This window comes from Paraburkholderia sp. OAS925 (genome assembly GCF_040543975.1).
GTDB lineage: Bacteria > Pseudomonadota > Gammaproteobacteria > Burkholderiales > Burkholderiaceae > Paraburkholderia > Paraburkholderia graminis.
Window position 1 is genome coordinate 3,472,200 of sequence record NZ_JBEUNO010000001.1, and the last position, 23,564, is coordinate 3,495,763.

The window sequence follows — 23,564 nt, forward strand, 5'->3', positions numbered from 1 at the left end:
GCGTGGCCATCGCGCGTCGAATCTCCGGGTCCGCTTGCGACCGGAGCACACGACGAGGCCGCGCGGCAGGACCAAACGGGATAGACACATGGGTCAAATCACCCTCACGCTCAAAGACGAGACCATCGCGACGCTGCGCAAGGATTTCGAGGCTTTTCTGCGCGTATCGCTGAAGCTCGATCCGCAGTTCGCGACGCCGTCGTTCGAGGACTTTTTGCGCGCCAAGCTGCTCGACAACATGGTGCCGCTGACCGAACACGCGGTTCAGCGGATGTTGCAGGGCGGCCAGTATGCATGGGCGAAACGCACGCTGGACAAGGAGTTTCCGGACGTCGTCGCGATTCTGATGCAGCAGGCGGGCGAGTTCGGCTTCGGCTTCGCGGCACGCTCGGAATGGACGCCGGAAGAACTCGCCAAGCAGTGCCGCGACTGGGCGGCGGCCATCGTCAAGGAAGCCGAAGGCGACGCCGTGCTGGTCGACCCGCTCGCCGCGCAGATCAAGGGCGCCGTGCAGGACATCCAGGCGCTCGAGGAAGTCATGCAGACGCCGGCATGGCGGCTCGTCGAATCGCTGCGTCAGCGTGTGTACGAGGCGAAGGTCGCGTGCGAAACGAACGTGGGCAGCACGGCGCGCGAAAAGCTCGGCGAACTGCGCGGGCTGTTGCGCCTCGGCATTTCGCACGGCTCGTTCCAGAAACAGGAAGCGCAGCAGATCATGGAATATTTGCGCCTGCTGAAACCGGAAATCTTCGTCGAAGAACCGTACGACGTGTTCTCGCGGATGGCGGCATGGTTGCGCAACTTTTTCGTTCCGCCGCGTCCGACGCCTCAGCAGCAGCAACGTCAGTCGCGGTAAGCGTGGTGAGCGCTTAGCCGCTTTCCGGGCAATTTGTGGCTGCGGTCTTTGGCGCGGTGGTTTTTGGCGCGGTGGTCTTGGCGCTGTGGTCCTTGGGCGCTGTGGTCTTGGCGCTGTGGTCTTGGCGCTGTGGTCTTGGCGCTGTGGTCTTGGCGCTGTGGTCTTGGCGCGGTGGTCTTGGCGCTGTGGTCTTTGGCGCTGTGGTCTTTGGCGCGGTGGTCTTGGCGCGGTGGTCTTGGCGCGGTGGCCTTGGCGCGGTGGCCTTTGGGCGCGGTGGCCTTTGGGCGCTGCGGCCTTTGGCGCTGCGGTCTTTGGCGCTGCGGTCTTTGGCCGCGGTGGCCGCCTCGCGTGGCTGCTTCCGGGGCATTGGGGCGCTGCGGCCTCTGGTCACCTTGCTCGCCCCCGCCGCGCCGCTAGCGCCCCGCCGCACCGACCCCACTTGTCTCGCCGATGACTGCTCCGGCAAGCCGCCAGCAACCGGCTATAACCGGCTCTCAATCCCACATCTTCCTAAGCCTCGCCCCGATTTCGATCTTCGCCTGCGCCGCCGCGGCCAGCCCGGCGGCTGTCGGCGCGCTCGCCACCGGCACGCGCGGCCACGCATAAGCGTCGAACAAGGGCATCAGATGCGCGGGAATGAAGCGCGTGCGCGACGCCCACACATGGCGGTCGCCGAGATGCGTCTGGTTGTGCACGTAAAAGCGCTGCGGCACGACGATATGCAGATCTTCCTTCGCGCGCGTCATCGCCACGTAGAGCAGACGGCGCTCCTCGTCGATTTCGTCTTCGCTGCCCGTGCCGAGGTCGGACGGAATGCAGCCGTCGACACCATTCAGCACGAACACGTTGCGCCACTCCTGCCCCTTCGCCGAATGAATGGTGGACAGGATCAGATAGTCTTCGTCGATGAGCGGCACGCCCGATTCGTCGCTGGTGGCGTCGGGCGGATCGAGCGTCAGTTCGGTGAGAAAGCGTTCGCGCGACGCATAGGTGCCCGCGATGCTTTCCATCTGCAGCACGTCGGCATGGCGGATCGCGGCGTCTTCGTGATTGCGCGCGAGGTGCGGCTCGTACCAGCGCCGCACCATCTCGAACTCGGCGGGCCACGGCGTCTGCCGCCCGTACACGCTCGACATCAGCCTGACGAACGGATGCCAGTCCTCCTGCGCGCGGGGCGGCGGCGCGAACGCCGCGAGCGCGTTGGCCGCCGAGTTGGCCAGACCCTCGGCCACAGTCCCGGCCGGATTGCCGACACCGCCGCCAGCACCGCCGCCGACACCTGCGCCGACACCGGCGCCGGCACGAGCGACGATCTCGTCCAGCACCTTCGCGGCGGTGGCCGGCCCCACGCCCGGCAGCAGTTGCACGACGCGGAAGCCGGCCACGCGATCGCGCGGATTCTCGGCCCAGCGCAGCACGGCAAGCACGTCCTTCACATGCACCGAATCGAGAAACTTGAGTCCGCCGAACTTGACGAACGGGATGTTGCGCCGCGTAAGCTCGATTTCGAGCGCGGCGCTGTGATGCGCGGCGCGAAACAGCACCGCCTGCGATTTCAGCTTCATGCCCTGCTCGCGCGCTTCGAGCACCTGTTCGACGACGTAGCGCGCCTGGTCGGCCTCGTCGGCGACGGTCACGAGACGCGGGCGTTGCGCCGATGCCTTGTCGGTCCACAAGTTCTTCGTGTAGCGCTCGCTGGCCAGTTCGATCACGGCATTGGACGCGGCGAGAATCGGCTGTGTCGAACGGTAATTGCGCTCGAGCGTGATCTGCGTGGCGGGCGGATCGAATTGCGCCGGAAAGTCGAGAATGTTGCGCACGGTCGCGCCGCGAAACGAGTAGATCGACTGGGCGTCGTCGCCGACCACGGTCAGGCCGCGGCCGTCGGGCTTCAGCGCGAGCAGGATGGACGCCTGCAGGCGGTTGGTGTCCTGATACTCGTCGACGAGCACATGATCGAAGCGCGCCGACAGATCGGCGGCAATGGCCGGCTCGGCGGCCATGTGCGACCAGTAGAGCAGCAGATCGTCGTAATCGAGCACGCTTTGCTTCTGTTTGGCGTCGACATAAGCGGCGAACAGCATGCGCAAATCCGCCTCCCATTCCCGGCACCACGGAAACGCGCTGTCCAAAACCTGGCCGAGCGACGCGCCCGTGTTCACCACGCGCGAATAGATCGCGAAGCAGGTGCTCTTGGCCGGAAAGCGCCGTTCTTTCGCCGACAGCCCGAGTTCATGACGCACCAGGTTCATCAGGTCGGCGGAATCCTCGCGGTCGTTGATCGTGAAGGCCGGCGCAAGGCCGATCAGCTCCGCATATTCGCGCAACAGCCGCGCGCCGACGCTATGGAAGGTGCCCGCCCACGTCAGCCCTTGCGCGAGCGCGGCGCGCGTACCGAGCGCCGCGGTGGCGATGCGCGTGACGCGGCGAGTCATTTCGAGCGCCGCGCGGCGCGAGAACGTGAGCAGCAGAATCCGCCGGGGATCGGCGCCTTTCACCATCAGATTCGCGACGCGATGCGCGAGCGTGTTGGTCTTGCCGGAACCCGCGCCCGCGATCACCAGTAACGCGCCGGGCGGTGCGTGCGGCGTATCCGCGCCGTATTCGACGGCCTCGCGCTGCGCGTCGTTGAGCTTCGTGAGCCAGGCGGCGGCGTCGGATGGCGGCGGAGATTCGGCGACGGAAAGCACGTTTTTTGGCAGGCATTGGATGGATTGGGGAGCGACGCATACTGTATATCCATACAACCCTGGCGCACAAGCGCCCTTTTTTCGCGGACGGCTCCGGGCGTTGTACGCAGACTTGGCGCGGGACGCGTGGCGCCGTATGGCGTCGGCGGCCAGCAAGCCCGAGTCAGAAAACACAACGGCCCGTTCGCTTCACGCTGAACGGGCCGTCATGGACCAGCAAGCCTTCCGGCTCCTTCATCGAGCCGAGAGCCAGAACCCTACTGCTTCTTGGCATCCTTCAAATTGGCCTCGGCATTAGCCTTATCGGCGTCGGCTTGCGCCTCAGTCTTTTCCTTGTTGGCCTTGGCTTGCGCGACAGCCGCCTTCTTGTCCGCCTTCGACTGCTCCTTCGCCGCCTTCTTGTCGGCGTGCGTGACCGGGGCGGCGGCCGGATCGCTAGCCTGGGCGAAAGCCACCGACGACAGGCAGCCCGCGATCATCAGCGCGCAAAGCCGGCCAGCGGCGGATTTCATCGACTTCGTAGATTGAGTGCTGTTCATGCGATACCTCCTTGCCAAATCTAAATCTCATGGGCCCGGGCGAGAGCGCGTCGCGCCCGGGCGCAAGTCCGACGTGCCGGGCGCATCGCGCCCCGACGCGACCGGCGATTAATGCTTGACCTCGCCGCCGTCGGTCTGCGCGCCGGCCTGGCCCTGCATGTTCATCTTCATTTCGTTGCTGGCGGCCTGCTTGTCCGCCTTCATGTTGATCTTCGCGTCGCGCACCTGCTCCGTGTATTCGGACTTCGCGGCCTTCTGCTGCTGCTTCAACTCGGCCTTCGATGCCTTCTTCGACGCGCGGTATTCCGCGCTCGCCTTCGCGTTCGCTTCGCGCTTCTGCACGAGCGGATCGGCCGAGCCCGGCGCCGTCAGACGCGTCGGCGGCGGCGTGACCGGCTGCACGCCCTGCGCGGCGGGCGCTGCCGGCGCGACATCGGCGCCCGGCGTCTGTGCCTGAAGTTGCGCTTGCGTATTCACGCCCGCGGCCGGCTGGATTGGCTGAACGGGTTGGCTGGTCTGCGCCACAGCCGCGGTTGCGGCGAAGGCGGTCATGGCTGTGCCGATGAGTAGCGTACGAATCTGGGTCATGGCGATTTCCTCTTCAAGTTGTCGTGATGCGAGCCGTCCGGCGCCGCGTCGTGGCGGCGCTTTGCAGGACGCCTCCCGGTCTGCTCACAGCCGAACAAGTTTTCGGCAAGCTTTGCTGCTGAGACCCACTTTACGAGTGAAGTCGTTTCGTGGCGACCGGTGTTACGCGACGTTTCACTTTCTGACAAGCGCATAACATCTGCTTGCATTTGCTTGCGATGCGCTCGCCGACGCGCGGCCGGCATCCGCAATGACGCGGGCAAACACACGGGCAAACACAGCGCGCCTTCTTCAGGGCAAGCTTGTGGCTTATGATGCGAACCCCTCGCCTGAAGGTGCAACGCCCATGCCCAACCTCGATTTCACGCTCACTGGCGACTACGTCGAACTCCACAATCTGCTGAAGATTACGGGACTCGCGGACAGCGGCGGCCAGGCCAAACTGATGGTCGCCGACGGCGCGGTGACCGTCGACGGCCGCGTCGAAACGCGTAAAACGTGCAAGATCCGCGCGGGTCAGGTGGTGCTGCTCGGCGACACGCGAATCGCCGTCCACGAGGCGTGACGCGGGCGCTCCGCCGGACCACGAGATTCCGCAGCCGGCTCGCGCACCAAAAACGTGCGTTCTCCATCGACAGTTCAGCGGCCACACAATAAGCTGTTGGTTTTGCCAGACACGCGCATGGACCGACGTCGTCGGCTTCGGAACTCGTGGCTGCACGCGCCATCGCGGCGAACGCGCCAGCTTTTAGCCGCCGCCGCGTCCCCCGCTTGCCCGCGCCTCGTGCGCCGGCCGCTACGCCGTGCGTAAGCCGCGCCGCCCGCAAGCCCATGCCCCTGTCGCCCAACGCGCTGTCCCGATCCGCTCAATACGCACGCTCCATGACCCAATCCGGCTTCACCCGGTCCGCCGCCCCGCCGCCGACTTTCTCGCGCCACGCCGCCGACACCGCGCGGCTCGCCGCGCCGCTCGCGATCGCGCAACTGTCGCAAATGGCGATGGCCGTCACCGACACCATCCTGCTCGGCTCGCTCGGCCCCGACGCGCTCGCGGCCGGCGGCCTCGGCGCGAATCTCTTCTTCGTCGTGGTGACGCTGCTGCAGGGCGTGCTGACGTCCGTCAGCGTAAGCGTCTCGCATGCGCGCGGCGCGCAGGACGAAAGCCGCGTGCCGCACATCTACTGGACGGGTTTCGTGCTGTCGGTGCTGCTGTCGGTGCCGGCGTTCGCGCTGCTGTCGTTCGCCACGCCGATCCTGCTCGCGTTCGGCGAGCCCGCGCTGCTCGCGCACAACGTCGGCGAATATGCGGCGGTGCTGCGCTGGGGCGCGCTCGGCAGCCTGATCGGCGTGGGTCTGATGCGCTCGTTTTTGCCGGCGATCGGCGCGGCGCGGCGGCTCCTGTGGGTATCGCTCGTGAGCGTCGGCGTGAACGGCGTCCTGAACTACGGGCTGATTCACGGCGCGTACGGCCTGCCGCGGCTCGGTTTTCTTGGCTCGGCCGCCGCGACGTCGATCACCGTCTGGCTGACCGCCCTCGTGCTGATGGCACTGTTGCACCTGCGGCCGCGCTATCGCCACTTCGTCGTCGCAACGCGCCCCAATGTGCCGCTGATGGGCGAGCTGTTCGGCATCGGCTGGCCCGTCGCGATCACCTATGGCGTCGAGTCGACGCTCTTTCTCGCGACCGGCCTGATGGTCGGCCTGCTCGGCGAATCGCAACTGGCCGCGCACCAGATCGCGCTGAACGTCGCGTCGGTGGCGTTCATGGTGCCGCTCGCGATCGGCCAGGCGGCCAATGTGCGCGTCGGCTTCTGGTCCGGCGCGGGGCAGCCGCTGGCCGCGCGCCACGCGGGCTTCGTCGCGCTTGCGCTCGGCGTCGGCTTCATGACGCTGTCGGGCATCGTGCTGATCGCGGCGCCGCACTGGATCGTCGGCCTCTACCTGCATCTCGACGATCCGGCGAATGCCGCGACCGTCGCGCTCGCGAGTTCGCTGCTCGGCGTGGCCGCTATTTTTCAGATCGTCGACGGCATGCAGACAGTCGGTTCCGGTTGCCTGCGCGGTCTGAAAGACACCCGTATACCGATGATCGCCGCGGCTTTCGGTTACTGGGTGATCGGCTTTCCGACCGGCTATACGCTCGCGTTTCACTTCGGGCTCGGCGCGCGCGGTTTGTGGTGGGGACTCGCGGCCGGGCTCGCGAGCGTCGCGCTGCTGATGACGCTGCGCTTTCACAAGCTGAGCTTGCGGCGCGTGCCGGCGAAGGACGCGCCGCCTGCTGCATCGGTGTGAAAGCGGCAGGACCAGGCGGGTCTGCGGGAATGAGCGCGCGGAAATAAGCGCGAGTACGGCAGCGGCAATTTCGTGCGTCGAGGCGCTACTTCGTGCTGCCTCGCGGAACGCTTACTTTCGTTGCACGCGCAACGAAGCGTCCGGCAGCCTTTGCGCGGCAACGGTAAAATGCGCGTTCGTTCCGAGCGACGCGACCCCGCGTCCATCCGACGAAAAAACGCGGCCGCGCTCCTCACAAAGGACCGCGCCGCCGGCAGGTCCGCCATCCGCTGACGCACTGCCTTTCTCCTGCAAGAGACGAACAGCGCAACCGGCGCGACACACACGCTGCGGGTAAGCGGCTCGCGCGCGGCCGATCCGATCCATAACGGCACCGCCGCTTCGCAGAACCATCGCCGCGCGCCGCGCCAATAGCGCTTAATACGGCATTACTAGAGACCCGCGCTTTTCGCCAGTCGCTTCTCACGAAAAAATACCCAACCAAGGACCTCGCCTCATGCTTGCCCGCATCACCCGTCTCTTTCCACTCTGGGCCGTGCTCATTTCGGTTGCCGCCTATTCGTCGCCGGCATCGTTTTCCGGCATCGCGCCGCACGTCACCACACTCCTGACCATCATCATGCTGGCGATGGGCGTCACGCTCTCCGTCGCCGATTTCCAGCGCGTCTTCACGCGGCCCGCGCCGGTGATCGCAGGCATCGTGCTGCATTACCTCGTCATGCCGCTTGCCGCCTGGGCGATCGCGAAGGCGTTGCGCATGCCGCCCGACCTGACGGCGGGCATGGTGCTGGTCGGCAGCGTCGCGAGCGGCACGGCGTCGAACGTGATGATCTATCTCGCGCGCGGCGACGTCGCGCTGTCGGTAACGATCAGCGCGTTGTCCACGCTGGTCGGCGTGTTCGCGACGCCGCTCCTCACGCGCCTTTATGTGGACGCGTCGATCGCGGTCGACGTGCACGGCATGCTGATGAGCATCCTGCAGATCGTCGCGTTGCCGATCGTCGTCGGCCTCGCGGTGAATCATCTGTTCAACAAGACTGTGCGCAAAGTGGAACCCGTGCTGCCGCTCGTGTCGATGGTCGCGATTCTGCTGATCATCGGCGCGGTGGTGGGCGGCACGCAAAAGAGCATTGCGTCCGTCGGCCTCGTCGTGATGTTCGGCGTCGTGCTGCACAACGGCATCGGTCTGCTCGGCGGTTATTGGGGCGGCCGTCTGCTCGGTTTCGACGAAGCCGTCTGCCGCACGCTCGCCATCGAAGTCGGCATGCAGAACTCGGGCCTCGCCGCGACGCTCGGCAAGCTGTATTTCACGCCGATCGCCGCGTTGCCGGGCGCCTTGTTCTCGGTGTGGCACAACCTCTCGGGCTCGCTGCTCGCGGGCTTCTGGGCAGGGCGTCCGGCGAAAGGCTCGACCCATGCCAACGACGAACGCGCGGTGAATCCCGGACGCGTCTAAGCACGCCCATCTCGTGCCGCCGCCAACAGTCCGGCGGCCCGATTCCCCTTAGAATGGTTTTCTCGGCGGCGCGTGTGAAGACACTGCGCCGCCGCACGAAAAGCCTGAACAACAAAGGGGAAAGAGCGTGCAGTTGCCTACACAACAAAAGCAGACCGCGATGCAGCGCAAGCGTGCAATCAGTTCTACGAGACATTTCTTCCTGCTGTGCTGCGCATCGGCATTTCTGACCGCGTGCGCGACGAGGCCGCCCGCCACCGCGTTCGACCGCCCGGTCACTCACGCGCTGCCCGCCACCGAGAACACGCCGCTTCGCGCAGCGCTCGCGCCGCTCGAAGCCGCTCATCCGGACGAGTCGGGTTTTCGCGTGCTCTCGAGCGGCACCGACGCGTTGCAGATGCGCATCGCGCTCGCCCGCGCGGCGACCAAAACGCTCGACATGCAGTACTACATCGCCAACGAGGACACCACCGGCAAGCTGCTGCTCGGCGCGGCGCTCTATGCGGCGGATCACGGCGTGCGCGTACGCATGCTGGTCGACGACCTGAATTTCAAGGACATCGACCGCATCATGGCGGGCCTGAATTCGCACAGCAACATCGAGATTCGCGTCTTCAATCCGTTCGGCAGTGCGCGCGAAGGCGTGTTCGAGCGCACCACGAATCTCTTCACGCAGATCGGCCACTTCACGCGCCGCATGCACAACAAGGCGATGATCGCGGACAACCAGTTGGCGATTGTCGGCGGCCGCAATCTCGGCGACGAATACTTCAGCGCGAGCGAGGTACTGCAGTTCCGCGACATCGACGTGCTCGCCGCCGGTCCGATCACCGCCGATGTCTCTGCGAGCTTCGACGACTACTGGAACAGCAGTCTCGCGTATCCGTTGCGTGTGCTGAACAAGCAGAAGTTCGACGCAAAGGAACTCGACCAGACGCGCGACGATCTTCGCCAGCACTGGCGCACCAACGCCGATCCATACAACGCAAAGCCGCTGAATGCGACGCCGCTCGCCGCGCAGATTTCCAGCAGGCAACTCGGCCTGACGTGGGCGCACGCCGAGTTCAAGGCGGATGAGCCGGAGAAGATCGAGAACCCGTCGCCGGACTACGTGAGTCCGCCGCTGAAGCGGCTCGGCGAACTGATCAAGGACGCGCACAAGGATTTCCTGATCGTGTCGCCCTACTTCGTTCCGCACGAGGCGGGCGTCAAGGCGCTCAGCGAACTGACGCAGCGCGGCGTGCGCGTAGCAATCCTGACGAATTCACTCGCCGCCACCGACGCGGTCGCGGTGCAAGCCGGCTACAGTCCGTTTCGCGTGCCGCTGCTCAAGCAGGGCGTCGAGCTATATGAGTTCCGACCGCGCCAGGAAACGCCGGCCGCGGGTTTCGCGGGCTCGCGTTCGCGCGCGAGTCTGCATGCGAAGACTTTTATGATCGACCGGCGCATTCTGGTGATCGGTTCAATGAACCTCGATCCGCGCTCGGCGAACCTGAACACCGAACTCGCGCTCGTGATCCACAGTCCGGAACTGGCGGCGCAGGTGGCTGACATCTTCGACCGCGCGATCGAACCGCAACAAAGCTATCGCGTGACGCTCGCCGACGACGCGCAGCTCGCCTATCTCCGCTCGATCGGCGCGCCGCTGTCGCCGCTCGTCTGGACCGACGTCGAGAACGGCGTGCGGCGTACGTATATTTTCGACCCGCAGGCAGGGTTATACCGGAATGCGCTAACCGGGCTATTCTCCTTATTGCCGGTCAACGCAGAACTTTAAAAGCGGAGCTGAACCATGACTGAAGACGTACGAATGGAGCGCGACACGTTCGGTGAAATCGCCGTGCCGAACGCCCGTCTATGGGGCGCGCAAACGCAGCGCTCGCTGCAGAATTTCCGCATTTCCACCGAGAAGCAATCGCCCGAACTGATCACCGCGCTCGCCGTGATCAAGCGCGCCGCCGCCGAGGTGAACCTGGGCCTCGGCGTGCTCGACGAAAGCAAGGCGCGCGCGATCATGCAGGCGGCGGATGAGATCATCGACGGCAAGCATCCGGAAGAGTTTCCGCTCGCCGTCTGGCAGACCGGCTCCGGCACGCAGACCAACATGAACCTCAACGAAGTGATCGCGAATCGCGCGAGCGAGCTGCTCGGCGGCGAGCGCGGCGAGGCGCGCAAGGTTCATCCGAACGACGACGTGAATCGCGGGCAATCGTCGAACGACGTGTTTCCGACTGCGATGCACGTGGCCGCCGCGCATGGCATCGTCAAACATCTCGTGCCCGCTTTGAAGACACTGCGCGATACGCTCGACGGCAAAGCGCGCGCGTTCGCCGACATCGTCAAGATCGGCCGCACGCACTTGCAGGACGCGACGCCGCTCACGCTCGGCCAGGAGTTTTCAGGTTACGTCGCGCAGCTTGACCAGGGCATTCGCCACGTCGAATCGGCGTTGCCGCATCTGTACGAACTCGCGCAGGGCGGCACGGCGGTCGGCACCGGCCTTAACGCGCATCCGCAGTTCGCGCAGAAGGTGGCGGCGGAGATCGCGAAGCTCACCGGCGTGCCCTTCGTTACCGCGCCCAACAAATTCGAAGTGATGGCGGCCGCCGATGCACTCGTCTTCGCGCACGGCGCGCTGAAGACGGTGGCCGCGAGCCTGAACAAGATCGCGAACGACATCCGCTGGCTGGCGAGCGGTCCGCGCTGCGGCCTCGGCGAACTGTCGATTCCCGAGAACGAACCGGGCAGCTCCATCATGCCGGGCAAGGTCAATCCGACGCAGTCCGAAGCATTGACGATGCTGTGCGCGCAGGTGTTCGGCAACGACGTCGCGGTGAACGTCGGCGGCGCGAGCGGCAACTTCGAACTGAACGTATTCCGGCCGATGATTGCGCACAACGTACTGCAATCCATTCGCCTGCTGACGGACGGCGCGCGCAGTTTCAACGAGAACTGTGCGGTTGGCATCGAGCCGAATCGCGAGCGGATCGACACGCTGCTCAACGAATCGCTGATGCTCGTGACGGCGCTCAATCCGCACATCGGTTACGACAAGGCCGCGCAGATCGCGAAGAAGGCGCACAAGGAAGGCACCACGCTGAAAGCCGCGGCGCTCGCGCTCGGTCATGTCACCGAGCAGCAGTTCGACGAATGGGTGCGGCCGGGAGATATGGTCGGGCATTCGGCGCCGTAGGGACGCCTCGACGCCTCGGGCGGTTGTTGGGCGGCTCGTGGTGAGTCGCCCGGTTTGCCCGGTTTGCCCGGTTTGCCCGGTTTGCCCGGTTTGCCCGGTTTGCCCGGTTTGCCCGCTTTGATTTTCGGTCTGGAAACGTGGGTTCGGTACGTGAGGTGCGTGCGCTTGTGGCTCGCACCGCTTTGAAGTCGGCGCCCGTAACCCTCGTTGTTCAGATCTTGCCCTGCGCCACTTCTTCGGGCTTCAGTTCGACGATCGCGTCGAGCGCTTCCTTCACATCCATTGCGTATCTCGCGAGGCGCTTCTGCTCGTCGGTTTCCGGTACGAACGACGGCACCTGCACCGGGCTGCCGTTCTCGTTGACCGCGACCATCACGACGAGACAGTCCGTGGTTTGCAGCAGCTCCCCGCCCTTCGGATCGCCCGCCTGCACCGACACGTGGATGTGCATGCTGGTGCGTCCCGTCGCCACGACCCGCGCGCGCAATTCGACGAGGTTGCCGACCAGAATCGGCCGACGAAAACGAATGTTGCCGACGCTCACCGTCACGCAATAACGCCCCGACCAGACGGCCGCGCACGCATAGGCGGTTTCGTCGATCCATTTCATCAGCGCGCCGCCGTGCACCTTGCCGCCGAAGTTGACCGAACTCGGTTCGGCGAGAAAACGGAAGGTGGTTTCGGAACGGTCCAGCGGCGCTGCAGGATGGCTGCTCATCTTGACTCCGGTCAATCGGATGCATTGAAAGGAGGCGATTATACGAGCGCAATATTGACGGCGCGCCAATTTGTCGGATCGGCTGGTGAGGCGATAGGTGGACGAGGTGGTGCCTGTTTGGGCGGCGGCTGGCCTTGTTGAGCGCTTAAGGTCGACGACGATGGCGACGGGTGCGGCCGCGCGCGGCGCGGCGACGCGTGCCAGAGACTTCTTCGACACGGAATTTCCACGATTCGATGCGGCGGGTCTCGGCGCGCGAGCGCGGCGGTTCAGAGCGTTTCGAGGCGCGCGCTGTCCGCGACAATCGCACCGCTCGCCGCCAACGACGGCGCTGCTGCCGCCGACAGGAACCGCTCCCGATAATCGAGCGGCAGCACGCCGAAGCGGTGCGGCGACGCGTGGCGCGGATTTTGACGTCGAATTTCCACTACTCGATGCGCGGGTTCTCCGCGCGAGCATCGCGGTTCAGAGCGTTTCGAGGCGCCCGCTGTCCGCGGCAACCACGCCGCTCGCCGCCGACGACGGCGCTGCTGCCGCCGACATAAACCGCTCGCGATAATCGAGCGGCAACACGCCGAAGCGCCGTACGAACGCGCGCCGCAAGTTCTGCTCGCTGCCGAAGCCGCAGTCGAGCGCGATCCGCTTAAGCGGCCGACGTGATTCCGCGAGCGCCCGCGAAGCCGCTTCGAGACGCAGCGCCGACACGGTTTTCGCCGGCGTGCGCCCCACTTCGTCGACGTAGCGGCGCGCGAAAGTCCGCGGCGTCATCCGCGCGCGCTCGGCGAGCCGCTCGACCGTCAAATCGTCACGCAGATGCGCGGCCATCCAGCTATGCAACGCGTCGAACGGCCCGCCCGCCGATGCCTGCGCCGCCAGCGCCGCGCTGAACTGCGACTGGCCGCCCGGCCGCTTCATGAAGACGACGAGGCGCCGTGCGGCCTGCATCGCGACTGCGTGGCCGAGGTCTTCGTCGATCAATGCAAGCGCGAGATCGATGCCTGCGGTCACGCCTGCCGAGGTCCAGACCACGCTTTCGCGCGGGGTTGTGCTGCTGTGTTCGTGTGACCGCGCGCCCGACCCCGCGTCGCGGATGAAAATCGGATCGGCGTCGACGTGCACATTGGGAAAACGGCGCGCGAGATGCGCGGCCTCGCGCCAGTGTGTGGTCGCGCGCCGGCCGTCGAGCAGGCCCGCCGCCGCCAGGTAGAACGCACCGGTGCACACGGAGCAGATGCGGCGGGCGCGCGGCGCATTGCGCCTGATCCACGCGACGAGTTCGGGTTGCAGCGTGCAGTGCTCATCGATGGGAACGCCGGGGACGATCAGTGTGTCGATCGGCTGGGCGTCGAGCGAGTCGAGCCGTTCGGTCACGACCGGCAGGCCAGGAAAAGTCTGAAGGACGCCGCCGTCGATCGATGCAACCGTCGTGCGGTACGCGACGGGGCGGGAGTGCGGCGAGTGGGGCACGGGCGAGGCGTCGTTGGTGTTGCCGTTGGTGTTGCCGTTGCCGTTGCCAGTGCCGCTGCCGTTGCCGTTGCCGTTGCCGTTGCCGTTGCCGTTGCCGTTGCCGCTGCCGCTGCCGCTGCCGCTGCCGCTGCCGCTGCCGTTGCCGTTGCCGTTGCCGTTGCCGTTGCCGTTGCCGGAGCCGGAGCCGGAGCCGGAGCCGGAGCCGGAGCCAGAACCAGAGCCAGAACCAGAGCCAGAACCAGAGCCGGAGCCAGTGCCGTTGCCAGTGCCAGCACCAGCGCCCCTACCATCCCCCCTCCCCGCGGCCATAGTCAGTTCCGCGCGCCAGAACGCTTCGAGCGGGCCGCATGCGTCGAGCAACACGAGATCGGGCGCGACGGCGAACACGATATGACGCGCGCTCATCACGCGACTCCCGACGCCGCGCGGCGCTTCAACGAGCGCGCGTAAGCCAGCGTCGCAAGCGCCGCCACGCCGAGGAGCGGAAAGATCGCCGCATTGATCGCCGCCCAGCCGAAGCGCGCCAGCAATTGCCCGGCGAACAGCGAGCCGAGCGCGGAACACGCGAACGTGGTGAATTCGCTGGTCGCCTGCGTCCTCGCGCGCTCCGACGGCCGGTACGATTGCGCGAGCAGCGTCGAGCCGCCGACGAACATGAAGTTCCAGCCGACGCCCAGGCACGCGAGCGCGGCGTAGAAATGCGGGAGATCGGTCGAACGCAACGCGAACACGCCGCACAACGCCGACAGCGCGATGCCCGCACCGATCACCGGCAGCACGCCGAAGCGCCGGATCAGCCGCGCGGAAAACAGCGACGGCGCGAACATGCCGACCAGATGCCACTGGATGATCGCGGCGCCGTCGCCGATGCTGTGCCCGCACGCCACTGCGGCGATCGGCGTCGCGGTCATCACGAACATCATCACGGCATAGCCGAGCGCGTTGTTCGCGAGCGCCGCCGCGAAGATCGGCTGCCGCACGATCTCGCGCAGAGGCCGCGCGGCGTCGTCGGAAGTGGCCGCGGCGGGCGCAGGCGCCATGTCGCGGTACAGCAGCATCAGCAGGACGATCGACGCGAGCCCGAGTCCGGTCACGAGCGCATAGGAGCCCGCGAACGCGACGGGCGCAAGCCAGTCCTTGCTCCACGCGGCGAGCAGCGGACCGCACACGGCCGCGACGACGCCGCCCGTGAGCACCGTCGAGATCGCGCGGCTCTTGCCTTCGAGTCCGACTGCGTCGGCGGCGGCCAGCCGGTAGTACTGCGCGAACGCCTGAAACACGCCGACGGTCGCCGTGCCCGCGCAGAACGCCCAGAAGTCGTGATGGAAGATCGCCCACACGGACACCGCGCCGCCCAGCGCGCCGACGCCCGCGCCGAGTACGAAGCCCGCGCGACGGCCGATGCGCGCCATCAGGAACGAAGCGAAGACGGTCGTCAGCGCGGCCGCGACCGTGATCAACGAGAACGGCAGTGTGGCGAGCGCCTTGTCGTCGGCGAGCGTGTAGCCGACGAGCCCGGTCAGCGTCAGATCGATCGATACCGACGATGTGTACAGCGCCTGGCAAACGGCCAGCACGCGCGCGGCGCGGCGGCCGTGGGGATCGGGGCCGCGCAGATCGGCGGCGTGGTCGGAGAAGGTTGAAGCGGTGCTGGGGGCGGAGGCGGAAGCAGAAGCGGCTGGCGGCATAGGTCGGTTCCGGCGGCGGAGAGTGATCGCGGCGGCTCTGAGCGCACCGTCGCGGCGGTCGCTGTTCAAGCCATCGCGGCTTCCGTGGTCCAAGTGGGCGAAGTGGGCCAGGTGCCTCGAGTGGCCTGAGTGGCTCGAGTAGCGAAAGCCGCATCGTCACATGCTCGCGCGTGGCAGTCATGACAATGATGCATCACTTTCTGCCATTCGGGACCGTTTAACCAGACCGTGCGGCCGTTCCGTTACTTACGAAAAGTGATGCCTTCGTCGATCGTGCCGTACATGGTGACGCTGCCGGTGCCCGCGCCCGACGTCGAACCGCCCTGCGCGCAAGCGCCCAGCAACACGATCGACGCCACTAAGGCCAAAACCATTTTCATGACTGCGTTCCTTCGAAAGACAGGCGTCGATTCTAGCTTGGCAGTGGAAGCGCACGCATGAACGCACAGGCAAGCGCCGAGCACGGTCCGCCCGCAGACGGGCCGGGTTTTCGTAGCTGCTGCATTCGACGGTTCACGCTAAGCTGAAACATCGAATGCATGCGCCGCGTAGAGTGGCACATGACGCGTTGTGCGACCCGCGCATCGCCCGAAAGACCGAACACGGAGCGCCCCATGCCCGCCTTCCTAGCAGATGAACACAATCATTTTCCAGGCTTGAGCCGGATCGGCGCGCTGCTGGCCGACCCCGGCCGCGCAGCCATGCTGTGGGCGCTGATGGACGGCAGCGCCCGCCCCGCCGGCGAACTCACGATGATCGCCGGGCTGTCGCCGTCGGCGGCCAGCGCGCATCTCGCGCGTCTCACCGACGGCGGCCTGCTCGCGCTCGAAGTGCGCGGCCGGCATCGCTATTTCCGGATTGCATCGGCGGATATCGCGGCCTCCATCGAAGCGCTGGCCAACGTCGCGCAAGTCAGCGCGCCCCAGCGCCCCGCGCCGCGTCCGGTGCGCACGGTGCCGACCGACATGCGCTACGCGCGCACCTGCTACGACCACATGGCGGGCGAACTGTCGGTGCGGGTGTTCGAGCGGCTCGTCGGCCGCGGACTGCTGAGCCTGCAAGGGACGTCGCTCGAAGCCACGTCCGACGGCGCTGCCCGCTTCGCCGACTGGGGCATCGACGTGTCGGCGCAGCGCAGCCGTCGACGCCGCTTCGCCTGCACATGCCCGGACTGGAGCGAGCGACGCCCGCACCTCGGCGGCGCGCTCGGCGCGGCATTGCTGGATTCGTGGGCGGCGCGCGGCTGGGTCGAACGGACCGAGCGGCCGCGCATTTTGCGGATCACGCCGGCAGGTCATCGGCATTTCGACGCGTTTCTCGCGGAGTGAGCGGCGGGCAGGCGGAACGCCGAAGCGTTGACTCCGGCGCGGCTCGGCGTTCAGTCCGGGTTGCCGCGCCAAACGCAGCCGAGCCCGCCTCCACGCCTCGATCGAGACCTTTTGTTACCGCTGGTGAGACGGCCTTACAAAAGTGGGGGCCTTGAAACATAGGGCGCGGGTAGAGTGGTTCACGGATGCTGCATGTGCATCGTCCGTCGGAGAACGAATCATGAAAACCACGACCCCGCGCGAACCGTCGAGACATCGGACACTCGGCTACACGTTGCTCGCCACCGCCGCCTTCCTGTTCGCGACGCAATGCGCGCTCGCGCAGCAAGCCGTTCCCGCACCGCAAGGCGTCGCGACGCAGGACGCCGATCCGCCGGGGCGCGTCGCGCGTCTGAACTACATGGCCGGGACCGTCACGACAGAGCCCGCCGGCGCCGCCGACTGGTCGTACGCCCAGATCAATCGGCCGCTCACCACCGGCGATCAGTTGTGGAATGACCGGAACGCACGCTCCGAGCTGCATATCGGCTCCACGGCCGTGCGTCTGGGCGAGTCCACCAGTCTCGATCTGCTCAATCTCGACGACAACAGCGCGCAGTTGAAAGTCGCGCAAGGTACTTTGTCGGCGCGCGTGCGGGAATTGCCGCCGGGCTCGTCGTATGAAATCGACACCCCGAATCTCGCGCTCGGGCTGAACGGCGCGGGCGACTACCGCGTGGACGTCGCGCCCGACGGCAGCAGCACCACCGTCACCGTGCGCAGCGGCAGCGCGACGGCGTATGGCGACGGCGCTCAGGTGCCGATCGCCGCCGGCCAGCACTTGCGCTTTGCCGGCACCGATCTGCAGGCGCTCGCCGACGACGGCGCGCCGGGCGCCGACGCGTTCGACCAATGGGCCGCGAGCCGCGACGCCGCGGAAGACCGCTCGGTATCGGCGCGGTATGTATCGCGCGAAATTCCCGGTTATCAGGACCTCGACGCCAACGGCACGTGGCGCAGCAGTCCGCAATACGGCGAAGTCTGGGTGCCGCGCGCGACGCCCGCAGGCTGGGCGCCCTATCACGACGGCCACTGGGTATGGCAGGCGCCGTGGGGCTGGACATGGGTCGACGACGCGCCGTGGGGTTTCGCGCCCTACCACTACGGCCGCTGGGCTTATGTCGACGATTCGTGGGCGTGGGTGCCGGGGCCTGTGGTGGTCAACGCGCCGCCGGTCTATGCGCCGGCGCTGGTGGCGTTCGTCGGTGGTGGCGGCGGCGGGGTCGATTGGGGCGTGAATCTGGCGATCGGCGGCGCGATGGCTGCGGGCGTCGCGTGGTTCCCGCTCGGCCCCGGCGAACGATGGCACCCGCAATGGGGCGGCCGCGACAACTGGAGCCCGCGCTACTACGAACGCGTCAATCGCACGACGGTGGTCAACAACTACAACCACACCAACATCACCAACATCACCAACATCACCAACGTCCACAACACGTACATCAACTATCGGGCGCCGCGGGCCGTGACCGCCGTGCCCGCGACGGCTTTCGTTCACGGACAGCCGGTCGGACGGTTCGCGCAGAAGGTCGACCCGGCGCAGTGGCGCAACGCGCGGATCAACCCCGGCGCTCCGGGCATCGCGCCGGTGCGCGAGAGCTTCGGGCCCGGCCAGCGCAACGCGAATTACCGACCGCCGGCGGGCGTCATCGGGCGTCCGGTGATGGCGACGCGCAGTCCGTCGCTGCCGCCCGCGTACCACGACGGCCTCGCGCAGCGTTTTGCGCAAAGCGGGGCGCGCGTGCCTGGCGCGGGGCAGCCGATCGTGCGGACGTCGGTGCCGGCGCACTTCGCGGGCGCGCCTGGTTCTTCGCCGATGCAGAACGTCCGGGTCGTGCAGTCGCATCTTCCGGGACGAATGCCTGGCGCGGCAGCAGGCGCGCCGGCTCCTGAGCCGGGGCTTGGCGGGCGGCCCGCGCCGGGCGCTGCTGATCGCGGTGAGCAGGCAACGCGCCGCCCCGGCGAGGCGCCTGGCGCAGGCGAACCGCCGCATGCAGCGATGCAGCAGGGGCGGCCCGGCATGCAGGCAGTGGCGAACGGTCAGCCGGCTGGCGCGGCGAACGGCGTGCCGCGTCCGCCGCGTGAGAACGGCGGCAACGCGGCCGGGTTTGCGCGGTCACAGGACGCGGGGCGGCAAGCTGGAGCCGATGGTCGTCAGCAGCCTGCCTGGACTCAGCCGCATGTGCCGATGGCTCAGCAAGCGCAGCAGAGTTTGCAGCGCGGAGGTGAGGGATCGCAGGCGCCAAGGGTCGGCGGCGCCCAGCAGGCTCGCGGTGACGTGGATGCCGCGGGGCGGCAAGGCGGTGTGCCTCGTCCGGTGCAGAATCCCGCCGTGGGACAGCAGACGCGGATCGGGCAAGGTCAAAGTCAGGGGCTGCGGCAGGATGCGCAGCCGGCGCAGCGCGACGAACGCGCGCAGGCGCTTGGGCGGCCGCAGCAAGTTCAGGAGCAACCGCGTCAGGGGGTTCAGGCGCAGGCTGGTGGCGAAGTGCGCCCGCAACCGCGGGGGCAAGAGCCGCCTCGGCAGGAGTTTCGTCAGCAGCAGGCACAGCCGGGGGCTGAGCCGCAGCGTCAGCCGCAGGCGCAACAGCAGCCGCGTTCCGCACTCAATCCGCAGCAGATGCAGGCGCAACAGCAGCCGCGTCCGGAGTTCCATCCGCAGCAGATGCAGCCGCGCCCCGAACCGCGCCCTCAGCCGCAGGCGCAGCAACAACCGCGTCCCGAGTTCCATCCGCAGCAGATGCAGCCGCGTCCAGAACCACGTCCTCAGCCGCAGGCTCAGCAGCAGCCGCGCCCCGAGTTCCATCCGCAGCAAGCGCAGCCGCGCCCCGAGCCGCGTCCTCAGCCGCAAGCGCAGCAGCAGCAACCGCGTCCGCAGCCGCAACCACAACCGCCGCACGGCGAGCAGCGGTCGGGCGGTGGCCACGACGAGCATCACCGAGGCTAAGCGCTCTCTGCTTTCCCAAACCGCAACGTTCATCGACATAAAAAAAGCCCCCGCGATTCACATCGCAGGGGCTTTACCCTTCTCCGTACAGCGCCGCTTAAACCGCCATCGGCGCCGTTAGCGGCTCGTGATGCCGATAGCCGACCAGCGAAAAGTCCGACGGTTCGATCTTCTCGAGCCATTCCGGCTCGTACACGCCGGTCTTCGCGTAGTCCGGCACGCGATCGGAAATCGCGAGCGTCGGGCTTTCATACGGCTCGCGCTTGAGCTGCTCCTGCAGCATGGCAAGCTGATTCTCGTAGATGTGTTTAACGAACCAAAAGCAAAGTACCATCCTTGACGGTTTTTCTTAACCTTTGAACCGAAAATGCGCCTCCGGCCACTTGTTTTTTAGAACCAGTTTTAGGTGCCATTTAAGCAGCACTTCTGTTGCAGTAGCAGTGCACAACGCAGTCCTCCGCCTGTGTTGATGGTTGCTTGCGCTTGTGCGCGCATGATTGGCCAATCAATCTGTAGCGCAAAAGAAAAAGCGCCTACCGGAAAGTCCGGCAGGCGCAACCGAATTGTCTCCCTGAATAGCGGGAGTCAGACAGCGATAGGGGCAGCGATGGATGGATGCGGGTCGTACCCAACCACCTCAAAGTCCTCAAACTTGTACTCGTAAATCGACGCAGGCTTCCGCTTGATTACAAGCTGGGGCAGCGCCCTCACATCGCGAGACAACTGCGTCTGAATTTGTTCCATATGGTTTGAATATGCATGCAGGTCACCGATGCTGACCACAATTTCGTGAGGCACAAGGTCAGTTTGCTGCGCAACCATATGGGTCAGAAGCGCGAGCGAGGCAATGTTGTAGGGCAACCCAAGAAAGCTATCGGAGCTTCTTATGTACAGCAAAGAGGAAAGTCTGCCTTCAGCCACATAGAACTGGTACAGAAGGTGGCACGGCGGAAGCGCCATGCGACCTCGCCTTGCGTTTTCCTGAGGGCTGATGGACTCATCCGGCAGATATTCGGGGTTCCAACCATGGAACAGGATTCGCCGGCTGTTGGGGTTTTTGCGCAGCGTTTCCACTACGTAGTCAATCTGATTGATGGTTCCACCATCCTTGGTCGGCCACGCGGTCCACTGCTTGCCGTACACCGGTCCGAGCTCGTTATCTTCTGTCGCCCACTCGTTCCAGATGCTCACTCCATTTTCCTGCAGCCAGCCGACATTCGTGTTTCCGCTAAGAAACCAAATAAGCTCGTTGGCAATGCTCTTGAAATGCAACTTCTTCGTCGTCAGCAGCGGAAACCCCTTGGAAAGGTCGTGTCGCAACTGCCGCCCAAACACCGAAGTAGTGCCGGTTCCAGTACGGTCGCCCTTGGTGACGCCGTTATCCAGTATGTCTCGAAGAAGTTCGAGGTATTGCTTCATTCGTACGTCCAGTTATCCGTTTGTCCCACCAACAGGAGGGACGATTGACAATTTCTTACGGTCCTTGAGTCCGGCGATTTCCTTGTCCTTGCGGCCAATTGTCTCGCGTAACTCCAGGATTTGTTCGTATAGCAACGCATTCTGCTGCAAGATGCGACCGATGCGCGCGCGCAGCTGTGCCAGCGTAGGCACGGTGGGCTCGACACTGGCGTCACTGTCCGACTCGGGCCCATTTTTAAGCGGATGCTTAAGTTCGCGTATCTTTTTTCGGGCCCACTCTCGGTTGCGTATAGTGTTTGGAGCCAACCCCGTCATCTTGGAAACCACCGCGACCGTTGACTTGCGCCTTCCGCGCATTTTAGGGTCACCCAGTTCCTCAAGAGCTTTGAGGATAAGCCTATCATTATTCTCGGCGGTAGTTTCGATATGGCTTGTCAGCTCGGGGGGGCGTTGGTCAACCATGAGCGCTCTCCGTTCCGAGCTTGGAAACGTGGCCGTCCAAAGACTCAACGAGGCCCCACCACACCTTCTTGTAGGCGGGATTGGTCTCCCGTTCTGCCTGCTCTGCCGCATGATTCCTTCTTGCGACAAGTGCTCTTGCCGACGAACTCGTGATAACGTGGCTCGAACAGTTCGGGTCACACTGATAATCACCGTAGCACGGCGGGGTCTGGTCGTCCGTCGAAATAGTGAAGTCTTTAGCACAGTTTCCGATGCTCGTCGGCATCAGTTTGACTCCTCGTCTGGCCATTTCTCTGATGTACTTCTCGCGACGCTCTCCGAACAAACCGAGGCCCGCGAAGAAAGCGTCAATGCGCGCCTTGTGCGTTGCCGCGCCACCGCCGGCAAACTTCGCGCCTTCGCCGTACACATCCAACAGAGCCTTCTCTCTAGCGCCTGCGAGGCGGTTTGATACGCTGGTCAACAACTGTTTGCGGTATTGGCCATATCCAGCCGTAACGGAGTTCGGCATAGCGTTGAACTGGCTTCGAAAGTGTTTGAGCTGCATGCTGATAAACGGCAGTCCGACCTCCTGCTGCGCAAGTTGCGATACCAACGTCTCACGACATTGATGCACAGAAAATGGCCAGTCACGAAATAAACCACGCCCATCCTTGGTCTTCAACCATCGGCCGAATAGCTCATTCAGCGCACCAAGTTTATAGCCCGTCTGACTCTTTCTTCCTCGCCACGGCGACGAAAATAAAAACTTACTTCCCACTTTCTCAGCTAGAAACATAAGAATGTCATACGCATCCCTGGTAATATCGATGGCAAGCCATCCTTCGCAAACGGGACTATCCTTTGGACGGTGCTTCACCTGCTTGGACACGAGAAACCAGTAGCCGTGCTCAAATTTTAGGCAGTCTCGCATCAAATACACAACCTCGGAATCACGCATACCCGTAAATAGGAGAATCAGCAGCATCGCTGCGGTATGGCCATCCTTGATGATTTTGTGAAGTGACTCCGGCGTCACGCCATACTTATCGAGGAAGGTTCGGGTTAACAACTCCTTCTTGTTCCCCCGATAATAGCAATCGAAAGCGCCTTCCGTCGCAGCGTTCGTCCCCTCCGAAAAGTGCCATGGCCAGAGTCTGACAGTCGCCATCATGAATTTTCAAACGGGTAAAGTGTTTAAACTCCGAAATGGCCTTCTTGCAAAAATCCAATATATAAATGAACTGTTCATCTGACAAGGTAGCAATTCCATCTCCACTCTCTGACTCCCTCCACGGCATCGAACCACGCGTAATGTCGGCGAGACCCCACTGAAGCGGCGCACCAAGATTCTTCTGCACACTTGGGTCGGATATCAGTTTTAGCGCTCGCTTAAGATGCTCTGCCCGCCCCGAAAACGAAGCAATGACCACTTTAACAAGTGGGAACGGGATATCTGCAAGGCTGCTTATTTCAACCCCATCTTCCCTTCCTCTCAAGATAACGAGCGAGAAAAATTTAGCCAACTCATCGATTCTCCCCTTTACCGTCTTCGCGTCAAGTTTCCGCTTCGCGCTGTGCCCGTCTCGAATTAACGCAGGGAAATGTCCGTGAATCACTGCGGCTATCTTAAGGTCGCGAACAATCTGCTTAGTAAGACAGTAACGATATCTCGTCTTGTGGGTGGAATTTGGATGCTCATGTGCAGTTCCCTTCCCCTCGATGTAGTCTATCCAAACGAAACTTGAGGTCGTCGGTCCTTGGTAAAGAGGAGAGCTTGCCTTAACAAAAGGCCAGACATCGTCGCCGAACCTTCCATACCAGACGGGCATGTCATCCCTAAAAATCGCCCGTCCGTCGATGACATCAGCGACGGACGGGATGCGCGAGGCTCTTTCCATCG

At 64.8% G+C, this 23,564-nt stretch carries 20 protein-coding genes and 1 pseudogene; 8 read left to right on the plus strand and 13 right to left on the minus strand.

Annotated features, from left to right (window positions below; translation table 11 throughout):
* The first annotated feature begins 88 nt into the window (after positions 1 to 88).
* On the plus strand, positions 89 to 856 hold the full coding sequence (locus ABIE53_RS15140; protein WP_006052857.1) for a DUF4088 family protein: 768 nt from the start codon (positions 89 to 91) through the stop codon (positions 854 to 856).
* A gap of 494 nt (positions 857 to 1,350) precedes the next feature.
* Here the strand turns inward: ABIE53_RS15140 and ABIE53_RS15145 are convergent, their stop codons facing one another.
* The 3 genes from ABIE53_RS15145 to ABIE53_RS15155 form a co-directional block, all read right to left on the minus strand.
* Positions 1,351 to 3,546, minus strand: coding sequence for an ATP-dependent helicase (locus ABIE53_RS15145; protein ID WP_114156345.1), 2,196 nt, complete (start codon positions 3,544 to 3,546; stop codon positions 1,351 to 1,353).
* Positions 3,547 to 3,803: 257 nt separating this feature from the next.
* Positions 3,804 to 4,085 carry a hypothetical protein gene (locus ABIE53_RS15150; protein WP_006052855.1) on the minus strand — a complete coding sequence of 94 codons (282 nt, stop codon included), beginning with the start codon at positions 4,083 to 4,085 and terminating at the stop codon, positions 3,804 to 3,806.
* Between the two features lie 108 nt (positions 4,086 to 4,193).
* Positions 4,194 to 4,673 (minus strand): hypothetical protein, encoded by a 480-nt coding sequence (locus ABIE53_RS15155; RefSeq protein ID WP_114156346.1) that lies wholly within the window; start codon positions 4,671 to 4,673, stop codon positions 4,194 to 4,196.
* Between the two features lie 346 nt (positions 4,674 to 5,019).
* On the opposite strand from ABIE53_RS15155, the gene ABIE53_RS15160 reads away from it, so the two are divergent.
* From ABIE53_RS15160 to fumC, 5 genes are all read left to right on the plus strand, one after another.
* Positions 5,020 to 5,238 carry an RNA-binding S4 domain-containing protein gene (locus ABIE53_RS15160; protein ID WP_006052853.1) on the plus strand — a complete coding sequence of 73 codons (219 nt, stop codon included), beginning with the start codon at positions 5,020 to 5,022 and terminating at the stop codon, positions 5,236 to 5,238.
* A gap of 317 nt (positions 5,239 to 5,555) precedes the next feature.
* Entirely contained in the window at positions 5,556 to 6,965 is a 1,410-nt protein-coding gene (locus ABIE53_RS15165; RefSeq protein ID WP_029967820.1) for an MATE family efflux transporter, read from the plus strand.
* A gap of 496 nt (positions 6,966 to 7,461) precedes the next feature.
* Positions 7,462 to 8,421 (plus strand): ketopantoate/pantoate/pantothenate transporter PanS, encoded by a 960-nt coding sequence (panS, locus tag ABIE53_RS15170; protein WP_029967821.1) that lies wholly within the window; start codon positions 7,462 to 7,464, stop codon positions 8,419 to 8,421.
* Between the two features lie 160 nt (positions 8,422 to 8,581).
* On the plus strand, positions 8,582 to 10,198 hold the full coding sequence (locus ABIE53_RS15175; protein ID WP_192698903.1) for a phospholipase D family protein: 1,617 nt from the start codon (positions 8,582 to 8,584) through the stop codon (positions 10,196 to 10,198).
* A gap of 15 nt (positions 10,199 to 10,213) precedes the next feature.
* Positions 10,214 to 11,614: a class II fumarate hydratase gene (gene fumC / locus ABIE53_RS15180; RefSeq protein ID WP_107706425.1), complete on the plus strand. Its 1,401-nt coding sequence runs from the start codon at positions 10,214 to 10,216 to the stop codon at positions 11,612 to 11,614.
* 211 nt (positions 11,615 to 11,825) lie between these two features.
* Here fumC and ABIE53_RS15185 read toward each other — a convergent pair whose 3' ends face one another.
* From ABIE53_RS15185 to ABIE53_RS15205, 5 genes are all read right to left on the minus strand, one after another.
* Positions 11,826 to 12,332: an acyl-CoA thioesterase gene (locus ABIE53_RS15185; protein ID WP_006052848.1), complete on the minus strand. Its 507-nt coding sequence runs from the start codon at positions 12,330 to 12,332 to the stop codon at positions 11,826 to 11,828.
* A 269-nt stretch (positions 12,333 to 12,601) separates the two neighbouring features.
* On the minus strand, positions 12,602 to 12,760 hold the full coding sequence (locus ABIE53_RS15190) for a hypothetical protein (RefSeq protein ID WP_165919784.1): 159 nt from the start codon (positions 12,758 to 12,760) through the stop codon (positions 12,602 to 12,604).
* Between the two features lie 37 nt (positions 12,761 to 12,797).
* Positions 12,798 to 14,204 carry a GlxA family transcriptional regulator gene (locus ABIE53_RS15195; protein WP_192698805.1) on the minus strand — a complete coding sequence of 469 codons (1,407 nt, stop codon included), beginning with the start codon at positions 14,202 to 14,204 and terminating at the stop codon, positions 12,798 to 12,800.
* On the minus strand, positions 14,204 to 15,487 hold the full coding sequence (locus ABIE53_RS15200) for an MFS transporter (protein WP_192698804.1): 1,284 nt from the start codon (positions 15,485 to 15,487) through the stop codon (positions 14,204 to 14,206). Before ABIE53_RS15200 ends, ABIE53_RS15195 begins: the two co-directional genes overlap by 1 nt.
* A 242-nt stretch (positions 15,488 to 15,729) precedes the next feature.
* Positions 15,730 to 15,867 (minus strand): hypothetical protein, encoded by a 138-nt coding sequence (locus ABIE53_RS15205; protein ID WP_165919783.1) that lies wholly within the window; start codon positions 15,865 to 15,867, stop codon positions 15,730 to 15,732.
* A gap of 234 nt (positions 15,868 to 16,101) precedes the next feature.
* On the opposite strand from ABIE53_RS15205, the gene ABIE53_RS15210 reads away from it, so the two are divergent.
* Together ABIE53_RS15210 and ABIE53_RS15215 are read left to right on the plus strand one after the other, a co-directional pair.
* Positions 16,102 to 16,815, plus strand: coding sequence for an ArsR/SmtB family transcription factor (locus ABIE53_RS15210; RefSeq protein WP_006052844.1), 714 nt, complete (start codon positions 16,102 to 16,104; stop codon positions 16,813 to 16,815).
* 220 nt (positions 16,816 to 17,035) lie between these two features.
* The gene (locus tag ABIE53_RS15215; protein WP_192698803.1) at positions 17,036 to 19,801 is read left to right on the plus strand and encodes a DUF6600 domain-containing protein; all 2,766 of its coding nucleotides are present in this window, start codon (positions 17,036 to 17,038) and stop codon (positions 19,799 to 19,801) included.
* 97 nt (positions 19,802 to 19,898) lie between these two features.
* Here the strand turns inward: ABIE53_RS15215 and ABIE53_RS15220 are convergent.
* The 5 genes and pseudogenes from ABIE53_RS15220 to ABIE53_RS15240 all read right to left on the minus strand — a co-directional run.
* Positions 19,899 to 20,108: pseudogene (locus ABIE53_RS15220) on the minus strand (thymidylate synthase); the annotation flags it as partial.
* 278 nt (positions 20,109 to 20,386) lie between these two features.
* Positions 20,387 to 21,220, minus strand: coding sequence for a thymidylate synthase (locus tag ABIE53_RS15225; RefSeq protein ID WP_192698802.1), 834 nt, complete (start codon positions 21,218 to 21,220; stop codon positions 20,387 to 20,389).
* Positions 21,221 to 21,232: 12 nt separating this feature from the next.
* Complete coding sequence (locus ABIE53_RS15230) at positions 21,233 to 21,682, minus strand: hypothetical protein (RefSeq protein WP_192698801.1); 450 nt, start codon at positions 21,680 to 21,682, stop codon at positions 21,233 to 21,235.
* On the minus strand, positions 21,675 to 22,733 hold the full coding sequence (locus ABIE53_RS15235) for a site-specific integrase (RefSeq protein WP_376915491.1): 1,059 nt from the start codon (positions 22,731 to 22,733) through the stop codon (positions 21,675 to 21,677). Before ABIE53_RS15235 ends, ABIE53_RS15230 begins: the two co-directional genes overlap by 8 nt.
* Positions 22,708 to 23,562 carry a hypothetical protein gene (locus tag ABIE53_RS15240; RefSeq protein ID WP_376915493.1) on the minus strand — a complete coding sequence of 285 codons (855 nt, stop codon included), beginning with the start codon at positions 23,560 to 23,562 and terminating at the stop codon, positions 22,708 to 22,710. The genes ABIE53_RS15235 and ABIE53_RS15240 overlap by 26 nt, the downstream gene beginning before the upstream one ends.
* Between the last annotated feature and the right edge of the window lie 2 nt (positions 23,563 to 23,564).